The organism is Seonamhaeicola sp. ABD4_175 (genome assembly GCF_056160885.1).
In genome coordinates, this window is the sequence record NZ_JBSWYC010000003.1 from 349,073 (window position 1) to 371,216 (window position 22,144).

Genomic DNA, 22,144 nt, shown 5'->3' on the forward strand with positions numbered 1-22,144 from the left:
TTTATTTGTTGCTTTATTGCTCTTTTTTGATTAAATTTGTTGTATATCTGTTGCCTTAAATACGGATTTGTTGCCCAAATCTGTTGGCGAAAATAAAGGCGAAATGATGCACCATAACGCACCACGTTGCACCATTACGCTACATAAAGCACCATTTATGAGCAGTAATTTATTCATTCCTAAAACTTGTAAGCATTGCGGTAATGCCTTCACAGCACGTACAACAGTTACTAAATACTGTGGCGATACTTGTGCAAAAAGAGCATATAAGGCACGTAAGCGTAAAGAAAAAATCCAAGCTACTCTTACTGAAGATATGCAACAGCAAAAACAAGTTGTTGAAGTTCACAATCCTAATGCTGTAAATAACAAGGATTTTTTAAGCGTTACAGAAGCCTCACAACTTATTGGTGTGAGTAGATGGACCATTCAAAGAATGATTCAACAAGGACGTTTAAAAGCAGTTCCTTTTGGTAGAAAGCGTATTGTGGCCAGATGGCAAATAGAAAACCTCTTTAATTAATTCCATTATGAAAGTAACATTAAGACAACGCAAGAAAAACGACAAAATAAGCCTGTATTTAGATTACTATCATAAAGGTAAACGTAAAACCGAATACTTACGCTTATACCTTACACCAAATCCTAAAACCAAAACGGAAAGAGAGGTAAACAGGAAAACGAAGCAACTTGCAGAAACTATTTGTGCACAACGACAGATTGAAATTCAAAACGGTATTTATGGCTTTCAAGATATTGAAAAGCTAAAAGGCAGTTTTATTACTTACATCACAGCTTTAGCAGAAAAGAAAAATACAAGCTCTGGCAATTATGGGAATTGGAATAGTATGCTAAAACATTTAAAAAAGTTTTGTCCAACTGATGTTAGTTTTCAAGATATAGACAAATCATTTGTTGAGCGTTTCAAAGAGTATTTAGATAAAGATGCAATAGGTAGAGCAGGTAAGCAATTGTCTCAAAATTCAAAATATTCATATTTCGGGAAATTTTCAGCAGCATTAAAACAGGCTGTAAAGGATGGTATATTAAAAGTAAATCCTGCAAATGGTGTTGAATACTTTAAACAAGGCGAACCTCAACGAGAATTTTTAACGCTTGATGAATTACAAAAGGCAGTTAATACAGAATGTGAACTACCTATTTTAAAAAATGCTTTTATTTTTTCAGCTTTAACCGGATTACGTTGGTCAGATATTGAAAAACTAATATGGTCAGAAATCCAGCACTCTAAAGAAATGGGATATTATATCCGATTTAGACAAAAGAAAACTAAAGGTGTAGAAACCTTACCAATATCAGACCAAGCAAGAAATCTATTAGGAGAAAAAGGTAATCCAGATGATAAAGTGTTTGATGGCTTACATTATAGTGCCTGGTCTAACTTAAAGCTACAACAATGGATGATGAAAGCAGGTATTACTAAAAATATAACCTTCCATTGCGCGCGCCATACCTACGCTACCTTACAATTAACATTGGGTACAGACATATATACAGTATCAAAATTATTAGGTCATAAAGAATTACGCACTACACAGATATATGCTAAAGTAATTGACGATAAAAAGAAAGAAGCTGCTAACCGTATTCAACTGGATTTATAATGAAAGGAAGTGTATTTTCAAGTTTGGTTTCTATAACCAATGGCTTACATAGAGATAATAGACAAAAAAAGGATTTTAAATACCTACTGTCTGATTTTAAATTGAATCCAAAAGCCAATAATGCAGTTTTTAAAGTAAACTTTAAAAAGCCTTTAAATGCGAAAAAAGAATACTACCAAAAGCTAATCTTTATTGAAACAGAAAATACAGTAGCATCATTTTCAAAAGAATTTCCCGTAAATGCAACTACACCGGAAAATAAATATAGCTATACTATTCTACTTAATAAATTTGATAAGTACTTAAATGACATTGCAACTTATATCAATAAGAGAGGAATAACAGCAGATTTAAATAATGATGATAATTATATCATAAACTACTTAAAAGTGTCTGCTATAAGATTGTATGCTGAACTACAAGAGCAATACGGTCAGTTTTCAGAAAACACAACATTTTCTATTTCAGAAATTGCAGAAAAATACTTTAATGATGAAACTTTTGATGTTAATGTGATAGAAAAGAGCACCACTAAAAAAGTTGCTACCAAAAAAACATCAAAAACGAAAGCAAAACCAAAGACTTCTTTCGGATATAAAAGTAATGACACTTCAACTTTGCTAACTGTGCTCAAACTGGTAAATCTAAAAATAGATTTGTTAGATAACCGTACAACTGTAGAACAGTTGCACGAACTCTTATTAGCAAAAGATTTCACAAATACAGAATCGCAAATTTATCTTCAATGCGAGACGACACAGTTTAGTTACCTTGTAACAAAACTTAAACCATTTTTTATTTATTTCAATCCTACGGCAATAGAACGTTCTGGAAAATTTGTTACCAAAACAGGTACGCTATTAAAGGCTAATAATCTTCACAAAAACAAAGTTCATAACCCAAAAGAAAAGGAAGAAATAGATAAAATTATCCAACAACTGCAATAAAAAACAGTAAGAATAGTAAGAAACCTTACTGTTGTCTTACCCTTGTTTTACACTCTTACTAAAATCGAGAAGCCAATTTTGAACCTTTGTCCTGTTCTTGAAAACCAAGAATGACATTTGGCCAGATGTCCTCATTTATTTAAAACAAAATAAACGATGGACACAAATATCATCGAAAAGTTAGACCGCATTGAAAAACTCTTGTTAGAGCAACAAACAATGCAAAAGCAAGTATTAAACTTTAATGAAACTTGCAAGTATTTAGAATTATCCCAATCGCACTTGTATAAACTTACAAGTACGGGAACCATTCCACATTATAAACCGAATGGTAAAAAGATTTATTTCCAACGAGAAGAGTTAGACCATTGGTTACTACGTAACCGTATGGACTCAAGAGATGAAATCGAACAGCAAGCTGCCGATTACCTAATTAAGAAAGGAGCGGTGAAGTTATGACAGAAATAATCGATTTACTCTTAACGCTCTCGCAAGATGTTAAGGACTTAAAAGCACGTATCGAATTGTTGCGACAATCGAGAGCAGAAGTATTAAAGGATACGTGGATAGACAATCAAGATGTATTGCAGACTTTACATATTAGTAAGCGTACGTTGCAAACTTTAAGAACCAATGGCACTTTGCCTTACAGCAAAGTAAAAGGTAAATTTTACTATAGAGTTGCTGACATAGAGCAATTGCTTCAAGATAACTACTACAACCATAATTTCAAGCAAGATGGAAATAAGTAGAGAAGCAATTTTAGACAAAACACATTATGGCTTAAAGATTTATGCCTATGTGTTAAGACAGTATTATCCTGATACAACAGTCCTTTCCGTAAAAGGAAGGGACTGCGGGATAACTCGTAACCCATTTAATGGTGGAAAAGAAACTTTACGGATTCATATTGATGGAGTGATTGCAACCCATAGAGATACCGAACTAAAAACCTTTAACGGTGATGTATTTGAATTTGCCAAATATCATTTTAAAACTATTGATGAAGCTGATTTATTGCAGAAAATAAATGAAGCAGTACATCTGAATTTAGAAATCAAAGAAAATGACGAGTTAGAATGGTTAAACGAACCAGACGATACCTGGTATGCTTACTGTAGCTTTTTCAAAGCACCTGTTCGTAATGTATTTCCTGCGGAAACATTGCGACTGCATCAAATATTTGCATTAATCACAAGTGATAAATACAAAAGGATTACTGAAGAATTAAGAGCAATTACCAATGTAAAAGAAGCACGTAAATTCAAAGCAAATCGCTTTGATTACGTAACACTTTCAGGAATATTTGAAAAACGAGGCGATAAAAATTTGCTAAAGCATTCTAATTTATTAACCATTGATTTTGACCATTTAGAGAATCTACAAGAGTTAAGAACACAGCTCTTAAATGATGAATATTTTGAAACCGAAATGCTATTCATATCACCATCTGGTGATGGTTTAAAATGGATTATTAGAATAGATATTTCAGAAGTATCACATTCAGAGTATTTCACAGCAGTTGCAAATTACATTAAACACAATTATAACATTGAGGTTGACCAGTCAGGTAAAGACGTTTCCAGAGCGTGTTTTTTACCATACGACCCAACAGCCTTTCTACATAAAAGACATCAAGCATTATGACTAAAATATTTAACCCAAAAGATTGGTTAGAAGTTCCTAAAGAGCCAACAAAACCAAAAAGCAACACAGCAACAACCAATGTTGTTGCTGTTGCTGATAACGATATTGAATCCTACATTTCAGCAATCGAGCAATCAAGCACAGACATAACAGGAAGTTATGCAACTTGGAGAGATTTAGGCTTTGCTTTAGCAGAAGAATATGGAGAAATAGGAAGGGATTATTTTCACCGTATAAGTAAAAATTATGCAGGTTACGATACCAAAGAATGTGACGCACAATTCAACAAATGCCTAAATGCAAAAGGACACGGAATTACTATTGCTACCTTTTACCATAACGCACATCAATCAGGTATCAAACCGACCAAACAACAGTACAACAACGAAGTTGCAACAAACGTTGCAACTATTGTTGATACACCCAACCAAGCAATGCCAACAATACCGGATGAGGTATTTAATACCTTACCGCAGTTTTTACAACAAGTTGTAAATCCAGCGAGCAGTCAAGAGGAAAAGGACATTTTGTTGTTAGGAGCTTTAACGGCTTTTAGTGCCTGCTTTCCTAAACTCTTCGGAATCTATGACCAACGTAAAGTGTTTTGTAATTTATATCTATTTGTTACAGCACCTGCATCTGCAGGTAAAGGAAGACTTAACCAAATTAAAAATTTGGTAGAACCTGTTCACAAGTTAAAACGGGAACAAGCCAAAGTATTAAAACAGCAATTTCAAGCAGAAACTGCTACTTACAATATGAACAAAGGCAAAGATGAAAACTTGGAAAAACCGAGTAAACCACCAGAACGAATGCTGTTTATTCCTGCTAACAATAGTGTAACAGGCGTATATCAATTAATTTCTGATAATGATGGTAGAGGATTAATTTTTGAAACCGAAGGAGATACATTAGCACAAGCCTTTAAAAGCGATTATGGTAATTATTCCGATGGATTTCGTAAAGCCTTTCATCACGAAACCATAAGTTATTATCGTAGAACCGATAGAGAATATGTAGATATTGAGAAACCGTGTTTATCAACAGTATTATCAGGGACACCAAAACAAGTGGCAACCTTAATACCTAATGCAGAAAATGGCTTGTTCAGTCGCTTTATGTTTTACTATATGAATATTAAACCAACTTGGAAAAACGTGTTTCAAAATAGCAATAAAGTAGGTTTAGACGATTACTACAACCAATTGGGTAGTGAGTTTTTAGGACTGTATAAAACCCTGAAAAACAATCCAGAGATTGAAATACGGTTAACCACAACCCAACAACAGCAATTCAATACGTTTTTTGAATCTTTACAGACCAAATACATCAACCTACAACCCGAAGAGTACATCGCAACGATAAGGCGTTTAGGCTTAATTGCGTTTAGGATAATGATGCTATTCACAGCATTTCGCATTATGGAAGATGGTGATGTAAACGCAACTAAAGAATGTGAGGATATAGATTTTAAAAACGCACTAACCATAATTTCAATTTTAGTAAAACACAGTAGTAAAGTTTTTAACGACTTACCTATTGAGCAAAAAGCAACAAAACGATTAAATAGAAAGGAACGCTTTTTAGAAAGTTTGCCAAAGCAATTTACCAGACAAGAGTATTTAGATTTAGCCACAAAACAGAGCATCCCACATAAAACAGCAGAAGGTTATATTACCAAATTTGTTGATGCAGGTTTAATACACAGAGAAGCGCACAACAACTATTCAAATCCTGCAAAGACATAGTTAAGGATTTTGAGGATTTAAGGATATGATTAAACTAACTTCCTCAAATCCTTAATATCCTCATCCCCTGTTAATAACTGTTTATATCTTTTTCTTTTCTTTTATTTTCCTTTACTTAAATTAGACAAATATTGACAAGTCTAAATAATTCTATTATGGAATTTGGGGAATACATACGCTCATTGCGTGAAAAACGCAATTTGCTATTAAGGGAAATGGCTGCAAACCTAAATATGGACGTTGCCTATTTAAGCAAAATAGAAAGAGGAAATCGGATGGCAAGACGCGAACAAGTAGTTGCTTTTGCCAAAACATTAAAAGAAGACGAAAATGAATTAATTAAGCTATGGATGTCCGAACAAATTGTACTAATGCTCAAAAATGAAAAGGAACATACGGAAATCCTCAAAATAGCGGAAGAAAATTTAAATAGATTGACAAAAAAATAATAGTCTATGCAAGAACACCTCAAAACGAACATACTCAACTTTAAATGGCCTGATAGTGCGCCTACCATTTATTTAACTTTAGAAGAAATTGAAGGCAGTCATCCCATCCATAATTCTAAATTTTCAAGGCAGATTAAAGAGGTGTTTCCAGATGCAGACTTATCTAACATAGACCAAATATTTACAACATTTACAACAGAAATACCAGATGCACCAAGCATTAAGCTAAATTTAGTAGATGGTAGAGAATTAAGAATATATAAGCAATACCTTAAACACCAATTAAGAAGCTATTTTAAATCTAAAGACTATTATATAGTAGTAAAAAACTTCGTTGGTGATGTACAAGTGTGGATGCCTTCCAAAAAAGGAAATACAGCAGACTATAACCTCTACTATAAATTTTCATTTAAAATACAGTTTGCAAAACTCACAGACCTACCAGAGTTAATTGTTTCATACGATGGCACATCAAAAGTCCTTACAACTTCGGTTAAGGATATAGAGGATTCAGAGCTAATAAAACGTTGTGTATACGGTCAAAAAACGTTTAATTACCAAATGGACCTCGATACAGAGGAAAAACAAGAATTTCACAATGCTATTCAGTTTGACCAAGCATTCCCTATTTTTAATTTGCCATTAGCACGAGCATTAAACATACCTATTGAGGAACCTGTAAGACCAGCCAACAAATACCAAAAGTATGTAGCACTTATTAATAATTTCGCTACCAATTATCTGTTTACAGAAGATTTTAAAACCATATTTCCTTTTAAGACTGATGCTTTTATTGATGTGCCTCTCAATCGTATCAATCACATTGACCCACAAGTAGGATTATTAGAATTTGGTAAAGACCAATACGGTAACAAGAAAACCCATTTAGTGCCTAAATTGGCAATGAATAATCTTAATCCCTATAAAAGACCAAACAACCAAAACATTAAGTTTTTCTTTGTGTACCATACGTCACATAAAGAAGCTATTAAGACCTTTTATAACAACCTTAAATTTGGTGTTACCTCTCAAAAAAAATATTTTAAAGGGATTGAGGCTTATGTAAATATTAAGGCTTCAACGTCTAAAGAACATTTTATAGAGTTTACCAACGAAAACAACCCAATACCAGATATAACAGAGCAGTTAGAAAACCTTTCGTTTGACCACGATAATGTACGTTATGCAGCGTTCTATTTAAGTCCTTTCGATAAGTTCACATCAAATCCCGAAGACCGAGACATCTATATCCAAATCAAAGAACTCTTTTTAAACGAAGGTATTGTTACACAGGTTGTAGATTATGAGAAAATGGTAGTCAATATCGAGAACCAATATAACTTCCAATTCTCATTACAGAATATGGCATTGGCAATTCACGCCAAATTAGGTGGTGCACCTTGGAAGCTCGCAGTAACTGACAAAAAAGAGTTAGTAATAGGTGTTGGTGCTTTTACCAATCAAGGCGAAAACAGACGGTATATAGCAAGTGCCTTTAGTTTTCAAAACAATGGCTTGTTTAGAAAGTTCGAATATTTCGACCAAAGCGAAACAGACCTATTAGCAGGTAGTATATGTAAAGCCATAAGAGATTTTACATCGGTTGCAGAAGCAGATAAAGTAGTGATTCACTTTTATAAGGAAATGAGTTACGAGGAACTAAAACCAATTATTAGAGGGATGCATACATTAGGGTTGAAAATTCCTCTTTACATTTTAAATATCAATAAAACAGAAGCAGAAGATATTATTGCTTACGACCTCAATTGGGGTAAAAAGTTAATGCCTGTAAGTGGCACATACATACGTATTAGCGAAAATCAATTCCTACTGTTTAATAATGCACGTTATCCTAATTCACAGCGATATGCAGATACAGATGGTTATCCGTTTCCAATAAAAATTAAGGTAAGCAGTCCAGATGAAGATGCTTTTGAAGATGCAGACGTGGTTTTAGAGTTATTAACACAGGTATATCAATTTAGCAGATTGTATTGGAAATCACTTAGACAACAAAATGTACCTATTACCATAAAATACCCAGAAATGGTAGCACAAATAGCACCACGATTTAATAATGGTGTTCCAGACGATGCTAAAGATGCCTTATGGTTTTTATAAAATAATGATATGTCAAGATTAAGAAGAAAAGAAACACTTGCATCTATAATGGGATTTGGTTTTATCCATTTTGAGTTTCATTTAATTGAAGATTATATGAATCATATGGAAACTCATTTCGAAAGGGAATTAAAAAATATTGAGGTTGAATATGATAATTTTCAAAGTTCCAAAGAGATAGATAAATCAGAATATTCAGAAGAATATTTAGACCACATACAAGATTCCTTTATTGACAATGTGTTTATGTTTAATGATGTTTACATCAAAAATTACAGAAACGCTCAAGTCATACAGCTGTATTCTTTTTTTGAAGATGTTTTAAAACGTGGCTGTGATAGGTTCGCATCCTATAAACAAACAGATTATAGAGTAGATGATTTAAAGGGTAATAATGATATTGATAAAGTAAAAAAGTTTTTAAAGCAGTCTGCTAAAGTAGATTTTTCTATCCTCAATCCTGAATGGAGTTTTATTGATAATTTTAGACAAGTACGTAATTTAGTTGTGCATCACAAGGGTATAATTAAAAACAACGATTCTGTCAATAATAGCGATAAAAAGTTCAATAAAATTAAGAGTTTTAGCAAAGGTCGGTTTACGCTAAAGGAATATGTGTCTTCAAAAAATAGATTTGAAATAATATTTGATAATCCACAGTTTTTTAAAGAAATAATAAACAACATCGAAAGTTTATTAGATAAAATAGGAAGTAAAGAAATGCCTTTAAACGAAGTAAAGTAGAGTATGTCAAACCCAATAAAACAACATTATATCCCACGTTCATATTTAAAGAACTTTGGAATTGAAGGTAGAAAAAGAAATTATTTTGTTGATGTTTACAAGTTAGATGATGATATATTATTTGAACAAATAAGTACAAAAGATATTTGTTTTGAGAAGAACATTTATACAATACCGGCAGAATCAGATGAGGTTAAATATGCTTTAGAAAAACATTACGCTGAAAATGTAGATAGTGAATTTCAAAAGGTCTATTCCCTGCTTATTGATGAAAAAGTTTTAACGGTAACCCAAGAACAAAAAATACAGATACTCTATGTTTGTCTCTCACTATATTTTAGAACACCAAGAATTCTAAATCTTCAACGGAGTATGAATAATCAAATTTTTGATAGAGCAACTCATACAGCAGATGAAGAAGGAATGATAAAAATGAACTTATATGGCGAAAAAATAAAGTTTCACATTGATGATATTGAAGCTGTAAAAAAAGAACATAACGAACGTTCAAGAACGGTTTTTTTAGTAAACCATTTAGAACAATGGGGAAATTTTGTAAAATATAAATATGACTGTACTATTAATGTTATTAAAATTAATGATGCGAATGCACCTCTCATAACTTGCGATAATCCTGTATCCATCAGGCATTTTGAAACAAATCGTTTTCAAGGGTTATATGACCCAAGAGCAGTAATAACTTTACCATTAGACCGCTCACATTATTTAGAAATTCATCCCAATGACTATGCAGATGGCCAAACAAGAATTAATCGACTTACACAAGATAGAGACTATGTATTCACTACAAATGGAGTAACCCAACAGAATGCAGAAAAACTATTAATTGGTTATAAAGGCGATATTGATAAACATTTCGATATTCAAAATCATTATGAAAAACCAGAAAATGGTGAGGAATTTCTCAAAAAAGCTAAATATAGAGCAGAACAAGCACTTATTTTGTTTGAAATTTTAAAGAAAAAAGGATTTGTCTCAAAGGAATTTATTGGTAAACTTAAAGAGCTGTTAGAGCATCCTTATTGTAAGGATGATATTCAAATGCTGAAGTATAAAAAAGTACTTTCTAAAATGGGTAAATGGTGATTTGGTTAATAATAGAATTTCATAAATCTTTTGCACAACTATTGCATCATTAAATTTTTATCTTTGTAATTGTGAAATTTATAACAATCATATTATCCTTAATCATACTATTGCTTTCAGCAAAGCCTTGTTCTGATGGTCAAAATAAAGAAGACCAACACCAAGACGAGATAAGTGTTAATCACAACCACCAAGAAGATAGTGACGATTCTTGTCCTGTAACTTGTATTTGTAATTGTTGTGGTATGGCAATTACTTATGAACCAATCAAGACATTTGATTTAAAACTCAATATTGAAATCTCATCGGAGTTAATTTCTACATATCAACCTATTTATAGGTTTAACTTCCTTTCCAATATTTGGCAACCGCCACAAGTAATAAGCTAAAACGTTTCGATTTTAAATCAATTATTTAGTTAATTACAATTATAATTCAATGAATAAATACCTATTGAGCCTAAAGTTCATATTAATACTTTGCCTATCGTTAAAGGCACAAACATCAGACATACAAATTAAAGTCATAACAGAGGCAGATAACGAACCTTTAATGGGCGCTACTGTTTACTTTGAAGCATTAGAAAAAGGAGCAGTCACCAATTTTGATGGTATTGCAGAATTTACAGAAATACCAGACGGTCAGCATCAAATAATAATTTCCTTTTTAGGTTTTGAAACATTTGAGACAACAATTCAAATTCCAAGTAATACAGAATTAGTGTTTAAACTAAAAGAGGGTGGCAATCAATTAGATGCTGTAGTATTGCAATCTACAAGAAGCACAAGAACAGTACGAAAAATACCAACACGTATCGAGTTTATCGGTGCAGAGGAATTAGGAGAAAAAGCAATAATGAACCCTACTAATATTTCTATGGTGCTTCGTGAAAGTACAGGAATACAAATGCAACAAACATCATTAAGTAGTGGGAGCACCAACATTCGTATTCAAGGATTAGATGGTAGATACACACAACTTTTAAGAGATGGGTTTCCATTATATGGTGGTTTCTCAAGTGGATTAAGTATTCTACAAATACCACCTTTAGACTTACAACAATTTGAAATTATAAAAGGAAGTTCATCAACCCTTTATGGTGGTGGTGCTATTGCAGGATTGGTAAATATGGTATCTAAAACACCAGACTTTGAACCTGCTTTAGATATAATGCTTACACAAACACAAGCATTAGGAAGTACTGCCAATGTATTTTATAGTAAAAGAAATGAAAAATTCGGTGTATCACTTTATGGTTCTGGTCATTATCAAAAAGCATACGACCCAGAAGATGATGGCTTTAGCAACCTACCAAAAACAACATCAATTTCTTTTAATCCTAAACTGTTTTATTATCCATCAGATAAAACAATGCTCTGGTTTGGGTTAAACGGAACGTATGATGATAGAATTGGTGGAGATATTACCAAAATTGAAAGTGGTGCGGATGGTATTCATCAATATACAGAAGAAAACAACTCAAAACGATTAAGCAGTCAATTTGTATATCAAACACAATTAGATTCCGTTAGTTCATTAGAGTTTAAAAATAGTGTCTCTTTTTTCGATAGGAACTTAACTGTTCCGGATTTCAATTTTGATGGCAAACAAACAAATACGTTTACTGAAATATCTTATAATACAGCATCAGAAAATACGGATTGGATAGTTGGAGCTAATCTATATACCTCAAATTTTGATGAAAATGATAACGTACCATTACAGCGAGACCAAAAAGATGTAACCTTTGGTGCATTTGCAAATAATATCTTTGACATATCAGATAATTGGATATTGGAAACTGGATTAAGAGCAGATTATAATACGGATTTCGGTTTCTTTCCACTTCCAAGAATTTCATTACTTTATAAAAACAATAGTGGATTTTCAAGTAGAATTGGTGGAGGTTTAGGGTATAAGATTCCTGATATTTTTACAGAAGAAGCAGAGTATATTAACTTTGAAAATGTGCTTGCAATAGATAAATCTACAGTAGATGCAGAACGTTCTTATGGTGTTAATTTTGATTTGAATTATCAAACTCGTCTATCTGATGAGATTGGTTTTTCGATAAATCAATTATTCTATGTTACCGCTATTAATGATGGATTGCTTTTAAATTCAACAGATAACGGATTATTTCAGTTTGAAAATGCACCAGATGAAATCTTTAGTAAAGGAGCAGAAACCAATATAAAATTTACATACAAAGACTTTAGATGGTTTTTAAACTATGCACTTATTGATACCAAACTAAATTATTTACCTGGTAATCCACAAAAGCCATTAACAGCAAAGCATAACGCAGGTAGTGTTTTAATGTACGAATCTGAAAAATGGCGTATTGGTTATGAAACCTTTTATACAGGAAAACAATTCTTATCCAATGGTACAGAAACTACAGACTTTGTAACTATGGGTTTATTGGTGATGCGTAATTTTAAATTAGGAAGTGTATTTGTGAATTTTGAGAATTTTACAGATAGAAGACAAAGCAGGTTTTCACCTTTAGTTTTACCGCCACACGACAATCCTGTTTTTCCAGAGATTTATGCACCTACAGATGGTTTTATATTTAGTGTAGGTCTTATTATTAAACCATTTGGAAACGAAGACCACGATTAAATATGGAAACAATAGAACAAGTATTAGAGTCAAAAAATATTCGTGTTACAGCAATGCGTATGTTAATTTATAAGTTTCTTGCAGAAAAAGAGATAGCGGTAACATTAAGTGACATTGAAAATGCTTTTGAAAAAGCAGATAGAACTACCTTATACAGAACTATTAAAACTTTTGAAGAAAAGGATATTGTACACCAAATTGATGATGGCACAGGAATTATCAAATACGCATTATGTGAACCAGGTTGTAGTTGTGATATAAAAACGGATTTGCACTTACACTTCCATTGTAACAATTGCAATGAAACCATTTGCTTAACAGACCATAAAATACCCCAAATTAAAGTGCCTGATGGCTTTGTTTCGGAAAATGTAAACTTGGTTGTAAAAGGTATATGTGATAAGTGTAGTGGATAACAAATGCACTTCCATTGCACTTACTATTAAATTACTTTTATCCAAAATTAGTGGATATGAAGTTTAATACTAAAATGCCTAAACATCTTAAACAGGCTTATAACGAAGAATTAAAACAATACAGTTTCTGTTTAGAAAATAAGCGGTTTGGTAATGCTTGGTTTCATTTAGAACGCAGTCATATAATAGGACAGTCTTATCCTATAGAACATACCTATTCACATTGGCTAATGCTAAAGTTTGGATTTAGACAAAAAGATACTAAAGAAGTATTCGGTCAAATTATTAGATTGCTTGTTGGTGGTTGGAAATCATTTATAAATCACGTTCCTCTTGGTAATACAGGTGGCGCAAACGTACCACCATTAAAACGTATGCCTATTCCAAATGACATTGAAAAAGTATTAGATATAGAATGAAAAATAAATTAGCGGTTACAAGTATCCTAACAGCAATCACAGCTTCATTGTGTTGCATCACACCAGTTTTGGCATTAATTGCAGGAACAAGTGGTGTAGCTTCAACTTTTTCTTGGATAGAACCATTTAGACCTTACTTAATAGGGCTAACTATATTAGTTCTTCTCTTTGCTTGGTATCAAAAATTAAAACCAGAAAAAGAAATCGACTGTGAATGTGAAACGGATAAAAAACCAAAATTTATTCAGTCAAAAACCTTTTTAGGAGTTGTAACAGTATTCGCAATAGTGATGTTGGCATTTCCATACTACTCAAGTATGTTTTATCCAAATTCAGAGAAACAAATTGTTGTCGTTGATAAATCAAATATCAAAACAACAGAGTATAAAATAAGTGGAATGACTTGTCCCAGTTGTGAAGCTCACGTAAACCACGAAGTAAATAAACTTAACGGAATTGTGAACTCAAAAACATCATACAAGAATGGTAACGCAATCATTGAGTATGACCAAACTAAAACTAATGAATTAGAAATTGAGAAAGCAATTAATTCTACAGGTTATAAAGTAACTGATAAAAATTAAAATTGATGCAAACTATATTAAAATCTGAAATCACTTGCCCAACCTGTGGTCATAAAAAGGAAGAAGATATGCCAACAAATGCCTGTCAATTCTTTTATGAATGTGAGAAATGTAAAACAGTTTTAAAACCAAACAAAGGAGATTGTTGTGTGTATTGTTCTTATGGTACAGTTCCTTGTCCACCAATTCAACAAAACAAAAGTTGTTGTTAAAACTAACTTGATGAAAAAAAAGAAAATCAATTTAAAAGATTTAAAACCAAATTCAGAAGCACAACATTCTCACGATGATGGTCATAATCACGGTAATGGAAGTGCATTCAAAACATACATTCCTGCTATCATAAGTTTTGTTATGTTAATGGTAGGTATCGCTGTAGATTATTTTGATGCGATTCCTCAATTTCAAGGATGGATTCGAGTAGTTTGGTACACTTTAGCATATATTCCAGTTGGATTTCCTGTAATTAAAGAAGGTTGGAAAAGTCTTATAAAAGGCGATGTTTTTACCGAGTTCTTTTTAATGTCTATTGCCACCATTGGTGCGTTTATCATTGGTGAATATCCTGAAGGTGTGGCAGTAATGCTATTTTATGCAGTAGGAGAATTATTTCAAAACGCAGCAGTTAATAGAGCAAAAGGAAATATTAAAGCCTTATTAGATGTTCGACCAAAAGAAGCCAATGTATTTCGTGATGGTGATTATGTTAGTGTGTCGCCAGAAGCTGTAAATATTGGTGAAAAAATACAAATTCGAGTAGGTGAGAAAATACCGTTAGATGGGATTTTATTATCCGAAAAAGCATCTCTAAACACCGCAGCGTTAACAGGCGAGAGCAAACCAGATTCCATTCAGAAAGAAGCAAAGGTTTACGCAGGTAGTATCAATTTAGAAAGCGTTATTGAAGTTGAGGTAACTAATAAGTTTGAAGACAGTTCTATTGCGAGAATATTAGATTTGGTTCAAAATGCTACAGCTCGTAAGTCTAAAACAGAACTATTTATTAGACAGTTTGCTCGTATCTACACACCAATTGTTGTGTTTTTAGCTATTGGTGTTACTTTTATACCTTACTTTTTTGTAGATGATTATGTGTTTAGAGATTGGTTATACAGAGCATTAATTTTCTTGGTAATATCTTGTCCTTGTGCCTTAGTGATTTCAATTCCATTAGGATATTTCGGTGGATTGGGAGCAGCTTCAAAAAATGGAATATTATTTAAAGGTGCTTCATTTTTAGATGCTATGACCAAAATAAATACTTTGGTAATGGACAAAACAGGAACCGTTACCAAAGGTGTTTTTAAAATCAAAGAAGTAAAAGCAATTGGTTGGAATGAAACCGAATTTATGCAATACTTAATGGCGTTGGAAGAACAATCCACGCATCCAATTGCTAAAGCCATTTTAGAGTACAAAGCTGAAGGAGAAGATTTTGAAGCACAAGACGTTTCTGAAATTGCAGGTAAAGGTTTAAAAGGCGTTGTTAATGGTAAAACAGTTTTAGTAGGAAATAAAGCCTTAATGACTGCGAATAATATAAATGTTCCATCTGAAACGGAATCTATTGTAGAATCGATAGTATTAGTTGCAATCGATAATCAATTTGCAGGTTATGTAGTCATAGCAGATGAATTAAAGGAAGATGCAAAAGAAACTATTACAGCATTACACAAAGTAGGCATTAAAAATATTATGATGCTTTCCGGTGATAAAGATTCCATCACGCAACAAGTCGCTAAAGAGTTGAATATCGAAAATGCTAAAGGTGGTTTACTTCCAGAAGATAAATTAAACGAAGTTGAAATTTTAAAGAAAAATCCTGAAAACAAAATAGCCTTTATAGGTGATGGTATTAACGATGCACCTGTTTTAGCAGCAAGTAACGTTGGTATTGCAATGGGTGGTTTAGGTAGTGATGTAGCTATCGAAACAGCAGACGTTATCATTCAAACCGACCAGCCTTCAAAAGTAGTTAGAGCCATTAAAATAAGTCGTTCTACAAGAAAAATTGTTTGGCAAAATATCATTTTAGCGTTTGGAGTTAAAGTTATTGTCTTGATATTAGGAGCAGGTGGTTTAGCCACAATGTGGGAAGCTGTTTTTGCAGATGTAGGAGTAGCATTATTAGCAATTTTAAATGCAGTTCGATTGCAGAAAATGAAATGGGATTAAGCAGATTAATCAATTAAACTTCTGTTAAACAAAATCAATAGTTGTTAAAATTTCGTAACTTTGCAATCAATATGAAGCAGATTTTCCATAAAATAATGTCTTTAGCAATGACTTTTGTAGTGTTATTCTCTACAATGTCATTTACTGTGAATATGCATTATTGTGGAGATACTTTGGTAGAAACTGCTCTTTTTCATAAAGCCAAAGGTTGCGGTATGGAAATGGAAAAGCCTTCAACCGAAGAATGTTCTATTACCAAGAAAAATTGTTGTGATGATAAACAATTAGCAATTGAAGGTCAAGACGAATTACAATTGCAAGTTGACAAAATCACGTTTGAGCAACAAGTATTCATCGCTTCATTTGTTTATACTTACATTAACCTTTTTGAAGGTTTAGACAGTAATGTATCTACCTACGAAGAATACAAACCACCACTCGTCATAAGGCAACTCTACAAGATTGACGAGACTTATTTAATTTGATTTTTAAACAATAGACTCTTTTATCCTATGACTGCAATGTCGTAAGGATAATTTGCTGTATTCGGTGTTTTCTTAACGCCAATGTCTAACTGTTTAATAATCAAAGCCAATGCTCAATAAAAGCATCAAATTTTTAATAGAAAACAAACTCGTAGCAGTTCTGCTACTCGTCCTTTTCGTAGGATGGGGAACTGTTAATGCACCATTTAATTGGGATACAGGTTTTTTACCAAGTAATCCTGTAGCTGTAGATGCAATTCCAGATATAGGTGAAAACCAACAAATTGTATTTACGAAATGGGACGGTCGTTCACCACAAGATATTGAAGATCAAATTACTTATCCATTAACCACATCATTGTTGGGTATTCCTGGAGTAAAAACCATACGCAGCTCGTCTATGTTTGGCTTTTCAAGTATCTATATCATTTTTGAAGAAGACATAGAGTTTTACTGGAGTAGAAGTCGTATTCTCGAAAAACTCAATTCATTACCAAGTGGTTTATTGCCTGAAGGTGTTAATCCAGCGTTAGGTCCAGATGCCACAGGATTAGGACAAATATTTTGGTACACACTTGAAGGTCGTGATGAGAACGGTAATGTAACAGGTGGTTGGGATTTACACGAATTACGTAGTATTCAAGATTACTATGTTAAATATGCCTTGTCCTCTGCAAGCGGTGTTTCTGAAGTTGCATCAATTGGTGGTTATGTTCAAGAGTACCAAGTGGATGTAAACCCAGAACTAATGCGTCAATATAACATTGGGTTACATCATATTGTTAAAGCTGTAAAAGAAAGTAATAAGGATATTGGCGCACAGACTTTGGAAATTAATCAAGCAGAATATTTAGTTCGTGGTTTGGGTTATGTTAAATCCATTTCAGACATTGAAAATGCAGTAGTCACTTCAGAAGATTATACTTCAATTAGAATAAAGGATATAGGTAAAGTTTCATTAGGTCCTGCAACAAGACGTGGATTATTAGATAAGGAAGGTGCTGAAGTTGTTGGTGCTGTAGTTGTGGCTCGTTATGGTGCTAACCCAATGGAAGTCATCAATAATGTGAAAGAGAAGATTAATGAATTAAGTGCAGGATTACCTTCAAAAGTATTGGCGGATGGTAGAACTTCCCAAGTAACAATAGTCCCATTTTATGACAGAACAGAACTGATACAAGAAACTTTAGGGACTCTAAATGAAGCATTGACTTTAGAAATCTTAATTACCATTCTTGTCATTATTATTATGGTGTTTAATCTTCGAGCTTCAGTACTAATTTCTGGACTATTACCAGTAGCAGTATTAATGGTATTTATAGCGATGAAGCTATTTGGTGTCGATGCCAATATAGTCGCCTTGTCAGGTATTGCTATTGCTATTGGTACAATGGTCGATGTTGGTGTTATATTATCAGAAAATATAATTCGGCATTTAGATGAAGATGATGGTACACAATCCATTAACACGGTAGTTTACAATGCAACAGCTGAAGTGTCTGGTGCAATCGTAACCGCAGTAATGACCACCATTATTAGTTTCATTCCTGTATTTACAATGATTGGAGCAGAAGGAAAACTATTCAGACCATTAGCCTTTACAAAGACTTTTGCATTAACAGCATCCATTATTGTAGCGTTATTTTTAATTCCGCCTTTTGCTGCATTCTTATTCCGAAAGAAATCCATTAAAAACACTTTTAAATATGTTTTAAATGGCGTTTTAATAGCATTGGGAATCGTAGCCATAGTCTATGGGTATTGGTTAGGATTGATTTTGATAGCTTTTGGTATTACAGCATTGTTAAGTACTCAAAACAAAATAACCGAAAAACAATCCAACTTAATTAATATCATAATATGTGCAACAGCAATAGTATTTCTGTTAGCGGAATATTGGAGACCTTTAGGAGTTGATAAAAGTATCTTCTGGAACCTCATTTTTGTGAGTGTCATTTGCTTTGGCTTATTGGGTGTTTTCTCATTGTTTATCAGGTATTATACTCGAATTTTAAGATGGTGTTTAGATAATAAATTACTATTTCTTTCAATTCCAACTGCAATTGTCATTGCTGGTTTTTTCATTATGAAAAACACAGGCAAAGAATTTATGCCATCGTTAAATGAAGGTTCTTTTTTATTGATGCCTACTTCTATGCCACATTCTGGTGTAGAAGAAAATAAGCGTGTTTTACAGCAGTTAGATATGGCAGTTGCCAGTATTCCTGAAATCGAAACTGTAGTTGGAAAAGCAGGTCGTACAGAATCTGCATTAGACCCAGCACCACTATCAATGTATGAAAATGTTATTCAGTATAAGTCAGAATATATGCTGAATGAAAACCGAGAACGTCAACGCTACAAAGTGAATAATGATGGCTTGTTTGAATTAAAAGATGGTCGATTTATCGCAAATCCAAATAATACAGAAAATGTCACCTTGAGCACAGTCGAAAGGTCTCAACTCATTCCAGACAATAATGGAGAGTTCTATCGAAATTGGAGACCTGAAATACAATCACCAGATGATATTTGGAACGAAATTGTAAAAGTGACCAAATTACCAGGCGTAACGTCTGCACCAAAGCTACAACCTATTGAAACCCGATTGGTAATGTTGCAAACAGGAATGCGAGCACCAATGGGTATTAAAATAAAAGGGCAAGATTTAAAGCAGATTGAAGCGTTTGGAATGCGATTAGAAGATATTTTAAAACAAGCTGAAGGTGTAAAAGATGAAGCTGTTTTTGCAGACCGTATTGTAGGTAAACCCTATTTGTTAATTGATATTGATAGAGAGAAAATTGCTCGTTATGGCGTAACCATTGAGGAAGTTCAAAATGTTTTGAAAGTGGCTGTTGGTGGTATGGTATTAACACAGACAGTAGAAGGTCGTGAGCGTTATGGTGTTAGAGTTCGTTACCCAAGAGAATTAAGAGCAAATCCAACCGATTTAAAACAAATCTATGTGCCTGTTGAAAAAGGAAGCCCTATTCCTTTAAGTGAATTAGCGACTATAAAATATGAACAAGGTCCACAAGTAATTAAAAGTGAAGACACTTTTTTAGTTGGCTATGTGTTATTTGATAAAATGGATGGTTTTGCAGAAGTCAATGTGGTAGAAAATGCACAAACCTTAATTCAAGAAAAGATAGATAGTGGCGAATTGGTAGTCCCAAAAGGTATCAACTACCAATTTACGGGAACGTATGAAAACCAATTAAGAGCAGAAAAAACCTTGTCGGTTGTTGTGCCTTTAGCGTTGGCAATCATTTTCTTAATTCTGTATTTCCAATTTCGTTCAGTAGGGACATCACTAATGGTATTCACAGGTATTGCAGTTGCTTTTGCTGGTGGTTTTGTAATGATATGGCTCTATGGTCAAGATTGGTTCTTAAACTTCAATGTCTTTGGTGAAAATCTGCGCGATTTATTTCAAATGCACCCCATTAATTTAAGTGTAGCGGTTTGGGTTGGGTTTATTGCACTATTTGGTATCGCAACCGATGATGGAGTTGTAATGGCAACTTATTTAACACAAACATTTGATAGAAATACACCAGAAAATAAAAAAGAAATCAGAGCATCAGTAGTAGAAGCAGGAGAAAAACGTATTAGACCTTGTTTAATGACAACTGCTACTACCATATTGGCATTATTACCAGTATTAACATCTACAGGAAGAGGTAGTGATATTATGATACCTATGGCAATACCAAGTTTTGGTGGAATGTTAATCGCTTTAATAACACTATTTGTAGTCCCTGTTTTATATAGTTGGAAATCAGAAGTTAAACTTAAAAGAACAGTATAATGAAACATATAAAATCACACATAAAGTCAGTCATTTTTCTTTGTTTTTTAATCTTTGTTCTCAAAGGAAATGCGCAACAATTAGATGTGCTCATTAATGAAGCATTAGATAACAATCCTGAAATTCAAAAATTTGAATTGCAATACAAAAGGGTTTCAGAAAAAGTAAATGAGGTTAATACTATTCCTAATACCGAATTTGGAGTTGGTTATTTTGTAAGTGAACCAGAAACACGAACAGGAGCACAACGCTTTAAAGTATCGGCTAAACAAATGTTACCGTGGTTTGGTACAATTACGTCAAGAGAAAATTATGTGAGTTCGTTAGCGAATGCTAAATATGAAGATATTGTAATTGCGAAGCGAAAACTAATGTCTTCAGTTTCACAATCTTATTATAGACTATATGCTAATAAAGCAAAACAAAAGGTATTAACAGAGAATATCAATCTGTTAGAAACTTATGAAACAATGGCTTTGACTTCTGTTGAGGTTGGTAAAGCATCAGCGGTTGATGTATTGCGTTTACAAATGCGTCAAAACGAAATGCAACAACTCAAAGATGTGTTGCAACAACAATTTTTAGCAGAACAAACTAACTTCAATAATCTATTGAATAGAGGTAATGATGTTACCGTGAATGTGGTAGATAGTTTAATGATACCTTCTGAAGACTTTGATATTACTTTTGAAAAATTAGTATTACATCCTGAATTACTAAAATTTGATAAACTCTATCAATCCATAGAGCAATCAGAATTATTGAATCAAAAAGAAAGCAGTCCAATGATTGGTTTTGGGTTAGATTATATCAATGTTTCCGAAAGGCCAGATATGAATTTCTCGGATAACGGTAAAGATATTGTAATGCCTATGGTATCGGTATCAATCCCAATTTTCAATAAGAAATACAAGTCTATTTCCAAACAAAACGAATTGGAACAGCAAGAAATTAATTATCAAAAACAAGAGCGTTTAAACAGTTTAAAAACCGTGTTAGATAAAGCTATAAACGACCGAATTTCAGCAAGAATAAGTCATAAAACAGCAATAAAGAACCTGAAACAAGCTAAAGATGCAGAACAAATTCTTATCAAAAGCTATGAAACTGGCACGATTGATTTTAATGATGTTTTGGATATTCAGGAATTACAATTAAAGTTTCAAATCAATCAAATAGAATCGGTTAAGGGTTATTATTTACAGAGTACTATTATTAATTATCTAATTCAATAAAAA

At 32.9% G+C, this 22,144-nt stretch carries 21 protein-coding genes; all 21 read left to right on the forward strand.

All coding sequences use genetic code 11. The annotated features are described in order from the left end of the window. The first annotated feature begins 70 nt into the window (after nt 1-70). The 21 genes from ACXAG4_RS11340 to ACXAG4_RS11440 all read left to right on the forward strand — a co-directional run bounded on the left by ACXAG4_RS11340 (nt 71) and on the right by ACXAG4_RS11440 (nt 22,141). The gene (locus ACXAG4_RS11340) at nt 71-523 is read left to right on the forward strand and encodes a helix-turn-helix domain-containing protein (protein WP_255449828.1); all 453 of its coding nucleotides are present in this window, start codon (nt 71-73) and stop codon (nt 521-523) included. A gap of 7 nt (nt 524-530) precedes the next feature. Next, nucleotides 531-1,625, forward strand: a complete 1,095-nt coding sequence (locus ACXAG4_RS11345; RefSeq protein ID WP_105473073.1) for a site-specific integrase — start codon at nt 531-533, stop codon at nt 1,623-1,625. Continuing rightward, on the forward strand, nt 1,625-2,572 hold the full coding sequence (locus ACXAG4_RS11350) for a DUF6617 family protein (RefSeq protein ID WP_105473072.1): 948 nt from the start codon (nt 1,625-1,627) through the stop codon (nt 2,570-2,572). The genes ACXAG4_RS11345 and ACXAG4_RS11350 overlap by 1 nt, the downstream gene beginning before the upstream one ends. Nucleotides 2,573-2,728: 156 nt before the next feature. Continuing rightward, the gene (locus ACXAG4_RS11355) at nt 2,729-3,031 is read left to right on the forward strand and encodes a helix-turn-helix domain-containing protein (protein WP_027879783.1); all 303 of its coding nucleotides are present in this window, start codon (nt 2,729-2,731) and stop codon (nt 3,029-3,031) included. 65 nt (nt 3,032-3,096) lie between these two features. Next, nucleotides 3,097-3,324 carry a helix-turn-helix domain-containing protein gene (locus ACXAG4_RS11360; protein WP_246109046.1) on the forward strand — a complete coding sequence of 76 codons (228 nt, stop codon included), beginning with the start codon at nt 3,097-3,099 and terminating at the stop codon, nt 3,322-3,324. Continuing rightward, on the forward strand, nt 3,311-4,219 hold the full coding sequence (locus ACXAG4_RS11365) for a BT4734/BF3469 family protein (protein WP_027879785.1): 909 nt from the start codon (nt 3,311-3,313) through the stop codon (nt 4,217-4,219). Before ACXAG4_RS11360 ends, ACXAG4_RS11365 begins: the two co-directional genes overlap by 14 nt. After that, on the forward strand, nt 4,216-5,967 hold the full coding sequence (locus tag ACXAG4_RS11370; RefSeq protein ID WP_475296206.1) for a DUF3987 domain-containing protein: 1,752 nt from the start codon (nt 4,216-4,218) through the stop codon (nt 5,965-5,967). The genes ACXAG4_RS11365 and ACXAG4_RS11370 overlap by 4 nt, the downstream gene beginning before the upstream one ends. 155 nt (nt 5,968-6,122) lie before the next feature. After that, entirely contained in the window at nt 6,123-6,416 is a 294-nt protein-coding gene (locus ACXAG4_RS11375; protein ID WP_027879787.1) for a helix-turn-helix domain-containing protein, read from the forward strand. 6 nt (nt 6,417-6,422) lie between these two features. After that, complete coding sequence (locus tag ACXAG4_RS11380) at nt 6,423-8,537, forward strand: Piwi domain-containing protein (protein ID WP_475296207.1); 2,115 nt, start codon at nt 6,423-6,425, stop codon at nt 8,535-8,537. A 105-nt stretch (nt 8,538-8,642) separates the two neighbouring features. Continuing rightward, nucleotides 8,643-9,281 carry a hypothetical protein gene (locus ACXAG4_RS11385; RefSeq protein ID WP_475296208.1) on the forward strand — a complete coding sequence of 213 codons (639 nt, stop codon included), beginning with the start codon at nt 8,643-8,645 and terminating at the stop codon, nt 9,279-9,281. A gap of 3 nt (nt 9,282-9,284) precedes the next feature. Beyond that, nucleotides 9,285-10,388: a DUF4238 domain-containing protein gene (locus ACXAG4_RS11390; protein ID WP_475296209.1), complete on the forward strand. Its 1,104-nt coding sequence runs from the start codon at nt 9,285-9,287 to the stop codon at nt 10,386-10,388. A 71-nt stretch (nt 10,389-10,459) separates the two neighbouring features. Further along, the gene (locus ACXAG4_RS11395; RefSeq protein ID WP_475296210.1) at nt 10,460-10,777 is read left to right on the forward strand and encodes a DUF6660 family protein; all 318 of its coding nucleotides are present in this window, start codon (nt 10,460-10,462) and stop codon (nt 10,775-10,777) included. A gap of 49 nt (nt 10,778-10,826) precedes the next feature. After that, nucleotides 10,827-13,013: a TonB-dependent receptor gene (locus ACXAG4_RS11400; RefSeq protein WP_475296211.1), complete on the forward strand. Its 2,187-nt coding sequence runs from the start codon at nt 10,827-10,829 to the stop codon at nt 13,011-13,013. A gap of 2 nt (nt 13,014-13,015) precedes the next feature. Continuing rightward, entirely contained in the window at nt 13,016-13,429 is a 414-nt protein-coding gene (locus tag ACXAG4_RS11405) for a Fur family transcriptional regulator (RefSeq protein ID WP_475296212.1), read from the forward strand. 56 nt (nt 13,430-13,485) lie between these two features. Beyond that, the gene (locus ACXAG4_RS11410; protein ID WP_475296213.1) at nt 13,486-13,848 is read left to right on the forward strand and encodes a DUF3703 domain-containing protein; all 363 of its coding nucleotides are present in this window, start codon (nt 13,486-13,488) and stop codon (nt 13,846-13,848) included. Continuing rightward, complete coding sequence (gene merTP, locus ACXAG4_RS11415; RefSeq protein ID WP_133355506.1) at nt 13,845-14,432, forward strand: mercuric transport protein MerTP; 588 nt, start codon at nt 13,845-13,847, stop codon at nt 14,430-14,432. The genes ACXAG4_RS11410 and merTP overlap by 4 nt, the downstream gene beginning before the upstream one ends. 5 nt (nt 14,433-14,437) lie before the next feature. Then, nucleotides 14,438-14,644, forward strand: a complete 207-nt coding sequence (locus ACXAG4_RS11420; protein WP_120201171.1) for a GDCCVxC domain-containing (seleno)protein — start codon at nt 14,438-14,440, stop codon at nt 14,642-14,644. 10 nt (nt 14,645-14,654) lie between these two features. Next, complete coding sequence (locus ACXAG4_RS11425) at nt 14,655-16,607, forward strand: heavy metal translocating P-type ATPase (protein ID WP_464838144.1); 1,953 nt, start codon at nt 14,655-14,657, stop codon at nt 16,605-16,607. A gap of 71 nt (nt 16,608-16,678) precedes the next feature. Next, nucleotides 16,679-17,092 carry an HYC_CC_PP family protein gene (locus ACXAG4_RS11430; RefSeq protein ID WP_464838145.1) on the forward strand — a complete coding sequence of 138 codons (414 nt, stop codon included), beginning with the start codon at nt 16,679-16,681 and terminating at the stop codon, nt 17,090-17,092. A 109-nt stretch (nt 17,093-17,201) separates the two neighbouring features. Then, a complete protein-coding gene (locus ACXAG4_RS11435) occupies nt 17,202-20,906 on the forward strand; it encodes an efflux RND transporter permease subunit (RefSeq protein WP_475296214.1) in 3,705 nt (1,234 codons plus the stop codon). Next, complete coding sequence (locus ACXAG4_RS11440) at nt 20,906-22,141, forward strand: TolC family protein (RefSeq protein ID WP_475296215.1); 1,236 nt, start codon at nt 20,906-20,908, stop codon at nt 22,139-22,141. Before ACXAG4_RS11435 ends, ACXAG4_RS11440 begins: the two co-directional genes overlap by 1 nt. Nucleotides 22,142-22,144: the final 3 nt, after the last annotated feature.

Excerpts from the sequence above, each read along its gene's own strand:
- ACXAG4_RS11400 (WP_475296211.1), top strand. The coding sequence starts at position 10,827 with ATGAATAAATACCTATTGAGCCTAAAGTTCATATTAATACTTTGCCTA.
- ACXAG4_RS11375 (WP_027879787.1), top strand. The coding sequence starts at position 6,123 with ATGGAATTTGGGGAATACATACGCTCATTGCGTGAAAAACGCAATTTG.
- ACXAG4_RS11430 (WP_464838145.1), top strand. The coding sequence starts at position 16,679 with ATGAAGCAGATTTTCCATAAAATAATGTCTTTAGCAATGACTTTTGTA.
- ACXAG4_RS11345 (WP_105473073.1), top strand. The coding sequence starts at position 531 with ATGAAAGTAACATTAAGACAACGCAAGAAAAACGACAAAATAAGCCTG.
- ACXAG4_RS11425 (WP_464838144.1), top strand. The coding sequence starts at position 14,655 with ATGAAAAAAAAGAAAATCAATTTAAAAGATTTAAAACCAAATTCAGAA.
- ACXAG4_RS11440 (WP_475296215.1), top strand. The coding sequence starts at position 20,906 with ATGAAACATATAAAATCACACATAAAGTCAGTCATTTTTCTTTGTTTT.
- ACXAG4_RS11405 (WP_475296212.1), top strand. The coding sequence starts at position 13,016 with ATGGAAACAATAGAACAAGTATTAGAGTCAAAAAATATTCGTGTTACA.
- ACXAG4_RS11350 (WP_105473072.1), top strand. The coding sequence starts at position 1,625 with ATGAAAGGAAGTGTATTTTCAAGTTTGGTTTCTATAACCAATGGCTTA.
- ACXAG4_RS11380 (WP_475296207.1), top strand. The coding sequence starts at position 6,423 with ATGCAAGAACACCTCAAAACGAACATACTCAACTTTAAATGGCCTGAT.
- ACXAG4_RS11390 (WP_475296209.1), top strand. The coding sequence starts at position 9,285 with ATGTCAAACCCAATAAAACAACATTATATCCCACGTTCATATTTAAAG.
- ACXAG4_RS11385 (WP_475296208.1), top strand. The coding sequence starts at position 8,643 with ATGGAAACTCATTTCGAAAGGGAATTAAAAAATATTGAGGTTGAATAT.
- ACXAG4_RS11435 (WP_475296214.1), top strand. The coding sequence starts at position 17,202 with ATGCTCAATAAAAGCATCAAATTTTTAATAGAAAACAAACTCGTAGCA.
- merTP (WP_133355506.1), top strand. The coding sequence starts at position 13,845 with ATGAAAAATAAATTAGCGGTTACAAGTATCCTAACAGCAATCACAGCT.
- ACXAG4_RS11365 (WP_027879785.1), top strand. The coding sequence starts at position 3,311 with ATGGAAATAAGTAGAGAAGCAATTTTAGACAAAACACATTATGGCTTA.
- ACXAG4_RS11355 (WP_027879783.1), top strand. The coding sequence starts at position 2,729 with ATGGACACAAATATCATCGAAAAGTTAGACCGCATTGAAAAACTCTTG.
- ACXAG4_RS11410 (WP_475296213.1), top strand. The coding sequence starts at position 13,486 with ATGAAGTTTAATACTAAAATGCCTAAACATCTTAAACAGGCTTATAAC.
- ACXAG4_RS11370 (WP_475296206.1), top strand. The coding sequence starts at position 4,216 with ATGACTAAAATATTTAACCCAAAAGATTGGTTAGAAGTTCCTAAAGAG.
- ACXAG4_RS11420 (WP_120201171.1), top strand. The coding sequence starts at position 14,438 with ATGCAAACTATATTAAAATCTGAAATCACTTGCCCAACCTGTGGTCAT.